At 38.3% G+C, this 8,308-nt stretch carries 4 protein-coding genes; 1 reads left to right on the top strand and 3 read right to left on the bottom strand.

The features are described 5' to 3' along the window. Positions 1–21 precede the first annotated feature (21 nt). Entirely contained in the window at positions 22–441 is a 420-nt protein-coding gene (locus FJR08_RS14075) for a DUF3110 domain-containing protein (protein ID WP_148764188.1), read from the bottom strand. Between the two features lie 357 nt (positions 442–798). Between FJR08_RS14075 and FJR08_RS14070 the strand changes: the two genes are divergently transcribed. Beyond that, the gene (locus FJR08_RS14070) at positions 799–6,258 is read left to right on the top strand and encodes a translocation/assembly module TamB domain-containing protein (protein WP_168633581.1); all 5,460 of its coding nucleotides are present in this window, start codon (positions 799–801) and stop codon (positions 6,256–6,258) included. Positions 6,259–6,476: 218 nt separating this feature from the next. Here FJR08_RS14070 and FJR08_RS14065 read toward each other — a convergent pair whose 3' ends face one another. After that, positions 6,477–7,013, bottom strand: a complete 537-nt coding sequence (locus tag FJR08_RS14065; RefSeq protein WP_051155184.1) for an amino acid permease — start codon at positions 7,011–7,013, stop codon at positions 6,477–6,479. 113 nt (positions 7,014–7,126) lie between these two features. Continuing rightward, a complete protein-coding gene (locus tag FJR08_RS14060; RefSeq protein WP_168633580.1) occupies positions 7,127–8,299 on the bottom strand; it encodes an IscS subfamily cysteine desulfurase in 1,173 nt (390 codons plus the stop codon). Positions 8,300–8,308 lie beyond the last annotated feature (9 nt).

The raw sequence follows: 8,308 nt of genomic DNA, 5'->3' as shown, positions 1-8,308 counted from the left end.
TAACTAATAACTAATAACAAACTACAATAAACCTTCCAGTTGACGACGAATACTGTCTAAATCAGAATTAACACTTTCTGGGGCAGATAGACTGGTAGGGAAGAAGTTTTTATCAGCATCCTCTATTTGTGCTTGGGCTTGCCAATCAGTTTGTTCCACGTTCGTTTCGGGTGGAATTACTAATTCACTGTTTTCAGCCACAATTTCCCAAGTATAGCCAGTGCTTTGGCAAAATTCCTGAACATCATCAGCATTCATCATCTCCACTGTCGGGATAGCGAAGTCTTGAGCTTCTAACATTAAAGCAAAACGGGTGGCATCGTCCTCTGATTCAAACATGAGGATTTTATTACCTTCTAAACCTTGGGCATTGCTAATCCGAATGCTGTGAATTCCTTCATTATCAGTACCAGCATTGAAAATCAGTACAAAAACACGCATTATCCATCCCTTGATTGATTAGTTCTCTAATTTATCTTAAAGTTCTAGGTTGTACATTCGGGAAAATCTCTAATAATTTTTGTGTGATTGCGGGAAATCAGGCATAGACCAAAAGATATAGTTATCTAATTTTGCCAAAAACCTAGCTGTAATTTTTGCCATCATCCGGCTATACTCTAATAGACATCTGGTGAAAATTAAATACGGGTCAGCAAGACACTACAGTAGTGTGGGCATCTTGCCCGCGTGAGCGAGACGCTCACACTACAACAAACTACTAGTAGTTAAACGTAAAATTATGTCAAAATTAGTATTTTGTATTCTTCCAGATATCTGGTAATCCAAGAGTGAAAACCTATGTCTAACTCTCCTAGTCAAAATTCTCGCCCCGCTGATTCTGGGCCTAGGCTTTTATGGTTAATGATATTGAACCGTAGTTGTTTAGGTGTAGGTGCTTTGCTATTAATAGGAATTATTTTCAGTATTTGGCGATTGCAGAATTTTATTTACCAGGAACTAGTACCATTAGCTACCCAAAGTCTGACTACTACTCTCAACCGTCCGGTAAAACTGGGAGCAGTTCAGTCCTTTTCCCTGACTGGCGTTCAGTTTGCCGCTTCTGAGATTCCCGCTACAGCCACAGATCCAGATAGGGCAAATATCAAAGCAGTAGATGTAGGTTTTGATATTTGGAAGTTAGTTATTAACCGCAATCTCCGATTAGATGTAACTTTAATTAATCCAGATGTTTATGTTCAACAAGATCCCCAAGCCCGCTGGTTAACGACTACTATCACCCCAGCTACTGGTAAGGGATTGATTAAAACTGATTTGGATAAGTTACGGTTTCGGGATGCAAATTTGGTATTAGTACCGAGAAAAATGGGGGGAGATTTTTCTTTACAAGTTCCTGTAAAATTTTCTGGGATTAATGGAACTGCTCAACTCTTAAATCAAAATAAACTAATTAAATTAGACTTGGCTGCTAAGGCAGTAAGTGGGGGTGATATTTCCATTGTCGGAGATTTAATTCCTCAGAAAGTTTTAGCAGGGGATTTTCGAGTGCGAGGGCAAAATCTCCTGTCCGCAGATATTACTCGGCTTGTAACTTTACCACTGACTTTACAAAGTGGGAGAGTAAATGGTGATTTGCGAATTAAGATAACACCAAAGCAGAAAACCTTACTCTATGGCAATGCTATGATGGAAGGGGTAACACTACAAATCGCAAAAATCCCCGAATTATTCAATCATAGTCAGGGAAATCTCATTTTTGATGGACTGGTAATTAAATTAGATCATATAGTCACAAACTACGGACAAATCCCGTTCACAACATCGGGGACTATTGATCAACAAGCAGGGTTTAATTTAAAAGCACGTGTGAATGCGGTAAGTTTGGCCAATGCTCAAGCAACTTTAAAGGTAAAGTTACCATTTCCTGTGAGTGGTATAGCTCAAGCCGATTTGCAGCTAATGGGAGCAACTACTAAACCAGTGCTATCTGGTAATGTGAGGACGTTGAAAACTGCTCGAATTGATCAAGTTGATTTTGGGAAAGTTAGTAGTAAATTTGAGCTTATTAGTAGTAAATCTCTCCTGAGAATTACGGATATTCAAGGCAAAACTACCTATGGGGGTGAGGTTAAAGGCGGGGGAATTATTAAACTTGGTAAAGTATCTGCACTGAATTTTCAACTCCGAGCGGAAAATATGCCAGGGGATGCGATCGCTCAAGTATATAATATCAAAACAGGATTCCCCATTGGCATGATCACAGCCACCGCAGAAATAAAAGGTGTAGCTGATAATACCCACACTTTCGTTAAATGGCAAGCTCCTCAAGCCCAATACCCAGTAACAGGGACAAGTATTATTAATCCTGACCGCACAGTTTCTTTTCGTGATGTAGTTGCAACTGTTGGTGGAGGTGTAGTGAATGGTAGTGGTATTTATAGTCATGATAGCAAGCGTTGGCAGGCTTCGGCTCAATCTAGCAAGATTAAATTAACATCTTTTGTTGACCAAAAACAGCAGGAAAATATTTCGCTAGCTGGGGTAGAATTTAACGGTAATTTGCAATTAGCAGGAAATTCTTCACCATTTCAAATAGAGACGATTATTCCTAAAAATGCCAATATCAACATTGCTGGTGGCACAGTTAATATTTCGCAAATTAAGTTACAAGACCAAAATTTTACAACTTTATTAGTTGGGAAAGATTTACGTTTAGGAACAATTTTAAAACAGGCTAACCCAATTTTAAATAATCTCCTCGCAGGTAATTTCACTATTGTCGGTAATAGGGAAAATTTTAACCTCAAAACCTTTGCTGGAACAGGTGAAGGATTCCTCTCTGTTGGTGGAGGGAGAATTAAAGCTGCTAATATTCAAGTTGCAGAAGGTCGCTATCAGGCGAAAATTCAAGCGGAAAATGTCCCCCTGACAAAGTTAGCATCTGTACCACCACAATTCCAAGGAAATATAGCCGGTCAGTTGCAAGTAACTGGTTCGGTCGAGTCGTTCCAACCAGAAACTATTCAAGGGGAGGGAAAAGGCAGCTTGAAATTACCAAGTGGTACAGTTACAGCCTCTTCTATTCAACTTAGTAATGGTAATTATCAAGCATTGTTGGCTACTTCAGGTTTACAATTAAACCCTTTCAATCAGCAGTTAAAAGGACAGTTGGGAGGAAAGTTGCAAATATCGGGAAATGTGACTTCTTCTAAATTAGCAGATGTGGCTGCTGTTGGTCAGGTGCGCTTTAGTCAAGGTTTACGAGGTTTTGATTCACCTATTCAAGCTGATATCGGGTGGAATGGAGAAAAGCTAACTGTTGATAGTTTCAATAATGCTAACTTTCAAGCTAATAGTTCGACTTCGCTCACTATGAAAGGTTATTTATTAGCTAATGCTAAGAAAGCAGGTATCCCAGAAATTACGCAATTAAATTTTAATGTTCAGGCAAAAAATTATAGTCTGCAACGGTTGCCAGTGCAACTACCTGATACTGCGGATATTGCTGGCAACTTAGATTTTAGCGGACAAGTGACAGGAAAACCCACTGCACCAAATATTATAGGTAAGTTGGGGTTACGGAATTTCCAAGTTCAGGAATTTGCTTTTGAACCATTATTGACTGGTAATGTGAATTCTGGATCAGGACAGGGGTTAAGTTTAGATGTTGCAGGTGTAAAGGAACGGATAGCAATTAATTTAGATGGTAACAATCGCCCCAAATCGTTTTTAGTTCAGTGGCAACAAGCATTGCTATCAGGTGCAGCAACGGGATCTGACTGGGGTGTGAATGTGGCTAATTTCCCATTAAAAGCTTTAAATATACCTGTACCAGCAAATACTCCTTTAAGTCCGGGAGGAGTGAGAGGATTATTAACAGCAAATTTGCAAATTAATTCGCAGACATTTGCCACAGCAGGAAATATAGCCATTGAAAAACCCGAACTTGGCCGGATTAAAGGCGATCGCTTTAGGACACAACTGCGCTATGATAACAATACATTCGTCCTTCGTGATAGCGAACTTCGCAAAGGTGAAAGCAGATATAGCTTTGATGCCAATATCAAACCGTGGGCAAAAAAACCGCAACTGCGAGCAAAAATCAACATTGAAAAAGGCAACATTCAAGACTTTTTGAATGCGGCTCAAATCTTTGATATGGAAGACTTCCAACGTGGTTTAAAAGCACCGACTTACGGCAAGTCTGCGGACTTAACCACCAACTCCCAAGGATTACCTTTAGAGTCTCTATTGACCCAAATCCAACGGTTATCAGAAATTGATACCCTACTAACTACCCAACAACAACAACGGTCTACGGCTAAACCTATCCCAGATTTAAGAGACTTAAAGGGGATTTTGAATGGGAATATTTTTATTAATACTGCCACAACGGACGAACCCAGGATAAAATTTAACCTCCAAGGAGAAAACTTCACCTGGGGTAAATCAACAGAACCAAGCCGCTTTTATCGTGCGGAACAAGTCATAGCTAAAGGTAGTTTTGAAGAAGGAATTTTCCGGTTCCGACCTTTACGAATTCAATCTCAGCAAAAAATAATTGCCTTTACAGGTAACATTGGTGGTCAGGCGCAATCAGGTCAATTGAAAATCGAAAACTTTCCCATTCAGCGACTAAATAATTTGGTGAAACTGCCACTGGGAATTGGCGGTAAGCTGAATATTACCGCAGCAATAGCTGGGAGTATTATCAATCCTCAAGCTAGAGGAGAATTAAGCATTACAGAAGGAACAATTGATCAGAAATCAGTGGAATCAGCTAATACTAGTTTTAGTTATGCTAACGGACGTTTAAATTTTGGTAGTAAAGTAACGGGAGTGGGAGTAGGGACTGAACCTGCAAATATTAATGGTAGTATTCCCTATACTTTGCCCTTTGCTTCTGAAAAATCAAACAGTAATCAAATTACCTTAGATATCAATGTCAAAAATGAAGGTTTAACAATTCTCAATCTGTTTACTAATGAGATATCTTTTGAAAAAGGACAAGGGGAATTAGATTTAAAAGTTCGGGGAACTCGACAACAACCTTTCGTTAAAGGAACTGCTTCTCTCGATAATGCTACTTTTAGATCCTCAGCCTTACCAGGAAAGTTAACCAATGTGAATGGTAAAGCAATTTTTGATTTAACCCGTGTGTTTATAAAAAGTCTCGAAGGTAAATTTAGTGATGGTAATATTCAAGCTGCTGGAGAATTGCCAATTTTTAATAGTCGAGATACCAAAATAGATGTGCCGCTAATTGTGACTTTAAAACAATTAGTTTTAAATCTCAAGGGGTTATATCAAGGAGGTGCTAATGGTAATTTAGAAATTACTGGTTCTGTGCTGAAACCAATAATTGGCGGTAATATAGAATTATTTGATGGTCAAGTATTGTTAACAGAATCTCCAGATGAGAATTCAGCAGCTAATAAAATTGGCAACCAAAACAAACCAGATCCAGAAAATAAAATTACTAGGTTAAATAATTTAGGATTAAAATTAGGTAGAAATATCCAAATTGTCAAATCACCAGTTTTTAAATTTCAAGCTTCTGGAGATCTAATTGTTAACGGTTCTTTAGTTGAACCGATACCAGAAGGAACTATTAAGTTAAATAAAGGTGCAGTAAATTTGTTTACTACCCAATTAAATTTAGCAAAAGGTCATGAACACACCGCTACTTTTAGCCCTCGTCAACCCCGTGATCCTAATTTGGATATTCGGCTATTTGCGAAGATTCTAGATGTAACTCAAAATAGTGATATTAGCAGACAAGGTTCTACAGGTTTAGCCGGGTTGGAAACAGTCCGAGTTGAAGCCAGTATTAATGGTTTAGCTAGTCAAATTAATGATAACTTACAACTAAAAAGTAATCCTTCTCGTTCACAAACACAAATTGTCACTTTGTTAGGAGGTGGACTTATTGACAATCAAGGACGTAGTGACAGTAATCTGGGTTTAATTAATATTGCTAGTTCGGCTGTTTTCAGTAATTTCCAAGGTGCATTTAATGAAATTGGTGATGCTTTTGGTTTAAGTGAATTGCGGATATTTCCGACTATTGTTTCGGAAAGACCAGAAGCGGGAAGAAATAACTCATCTTTAGAATTAGCTTTAGAAGCCGGAATTGATATTTCTCCGAAATTTTCCCTTTCTACTATTAAGATTTTAACAGCAAATGATCCTTTACAATGGGGGATTAATTACCGGATAAATAATCAATTTCGTCTTCGTTCTTCCACTAATTTAACTGATGATACCCGGGCTGTAATTGAGTTTGAACGGAGGTTTTAAAAAATTGATCATTGATAATTACCAATAATCACAAGTAATATCTAACAGTTGTGACAATACGACTCTTGTTTGCTCGTAAAGCAGTCTTCAAAAACAAAGTTGTTTGGTTATGTAAAATACTATCCCACCAATTTCGAGGGACAAAAACGGGAATAATGATAGTTGTGAAAACACCTGAGTGACTTTCCTGGAACTGACCAATAAAATCTACAATTGGCTCAATTACTGAACGATAAGGTAAAGGAAGTAAATACACCAACTGCGTAGAGAGGGATAATGGCGTTAACTTGACCTTTGAAGATAATGGCTAAAATTCCTGCACAGGTACTAAGGAGAATAATCCCGTTAGAGTAGACCAAGCGATCGCCTAATAGAGACAATTGGCGGGGTAAAAATCCATCTCTGGCTAAAAAATAACACAGTCTGGGAAAATCTGCATAACTGGTATTAGCAGCTAACATCAAAACCAACAGGGTAACAACTTGCAGGAAATAGTAAACAGGCCCTGTTCCCAAAATTGCTCTCCCCAAAAGAGAAACTACTGTTTGTCCTTCTCCGGGAACAATATGATAAATGTTTGCCAAGTAAGTGATACCTACAAACATGAATCCCAAAATTACTCCTAAATACAACAAAGTCAGCCGAGCATTTTTCGATTCTGGAGGTTTAAAAGCTAACACCCCATCAGATATTGCCTCGCTTGTTGGTAAGGATTTACCGAGAAAAAATTCTTTAACCTGTGGGTAAAAGGACATAAAAAGTCCACTTAGTAAATATGTTAATTGATACTTGTCTGAAAGTAAACTCAAACCTAAGTTTACAGAATATAACAACTCTGGCAGATTTTTGACAAATTAACTGATAATTGCTACTGACAACTAACTACTGAAGCACTTCTTAAACCTTGAATGGTAGAAATTACTTGGTTGGCAACTTGATCAATTTCCTCAACTGTATTAAATCTCCCCATCCCAAATCGCATAGAAGCATAAGCTAATTTATCCGAATGTCCCAATGCTTTCAACACATAGGAAGGGGCAACATTATTAGAAGAACAAGCAGAACCCGAAGATACCGCTACTGTTGATTGTAACCCTAATGAAAGTGCTGCACCATCTACACCTTCCACACTAATATTTAAGTTTCCTGCTAATCGGTTTTGAGGATGTCCATTTACATGAATTCCCCCGACAGTAGATAACTGTTGCCACAATCTTGCTCTTAATGCTGTTAATCGTTGATTTTCGGTTTCTTGTTCTGAATCAGCAATTTCTACAGCTTTACCAAAACCGACAATTTGCGGTGTGTATAAAGTCCCAGAACGCATTCCTCTTTCATGTCCTCCCCCATGTTGTTGGGAAGCAAGTTTAACTCTAGGGTTACGTCTGCGGACATATAAAGCCCCAATTCCCTTTGGTCCATAGACTTTATGGGCTGTGAGAGACATTAAATCAATATTCATCTCTTCTACATCTAAAGGGATTTTACCAATAGCTTGGGCTGCGTCTGTGTGCAAAATAATTTGCCTTTGCCGGCACATTTCTCCAATTTCGGCTATTGGTTGTAAAACCCCAATTTCATTATTTGCAGCCATTACAGATACTAAAATTGTATCATGACGCAAAGCTTTTGCTAACTGATTTAAATCAATTAGTCCATCTTTTTGTACTGGCAAAATTGTAATATCAAAACCAAGACTTCTTAAATATTCGCAAGGATCTAAAACTGCTTTATGTTCCGTGGCAATAGTCACAATATGCTGACCTTTTTGGAAATAAGCTTCAGCAATACCTTTAATAGCTAAATTATTTGCTTCTGTTGCACCACTGGTAAAAACAATTTCTTCGGGGGTAGCATTAATTGCTTTTGCTAAAATTTCCCGTGTTTGTCTAACAGCAGCTTCCGATTCCCAACCGTAAATATGGCTAATACTCGCCGCATTACCAAACTTTTCGGTAAAATAGGGAATCATAGCAGCCATTACCCTTTCATCAACGGGGGTAGTAGCATGACAATCGAGATAGATAGGACGACTGGACATAATTAATTC

Source organism: Dolichospermum sp. UHCC 0260 (assembly GCF_009711985.1).
In the GTDB taxonomy this organism is placed as follows: Bacteria; Cyanobacteriota; Cyanobacteriia; order Cyanobacteriales; family Nostocaceae; genus Dolichospermum; species Dolichospermum lemmermannii.
The sequence above is the reverse complement of the archived record's forward strand: the minus strand, read 5'-3'. Positions and strand labels throughout refer to the sequence as shown.

Coding starts and splice junctions, on each gene's coding strand:
- FJR08_RS14075 (WP_148764188.1), bottom strand. CDS start 441: ATGCGTGTTTTTGTACTGATTTTCAATGCTGGTACTGATAATGAAGGA.
- FJR08_RS14065 (WP_051155184.1), bottom strand. CDS start 7,013: ATGTCCTTTTACCCACAGGTTAAAGAATTTTTTCTCGGTAAATCCTTA.
- FJR08_RS14060 (WP_168633580.1), bottom strand. CDS start 8,299: ATGTCCAGTCGTCCTATCTATCTCGATTGTCATGCTACTACCCCCGTT.
- FJR08_RS14070 (WP_168633581.1), top strand. CDS start 799: ATGTCTAACTCTCCTAGTCAAAATTCTCGCCCCGCTGATTCTGGGCCT.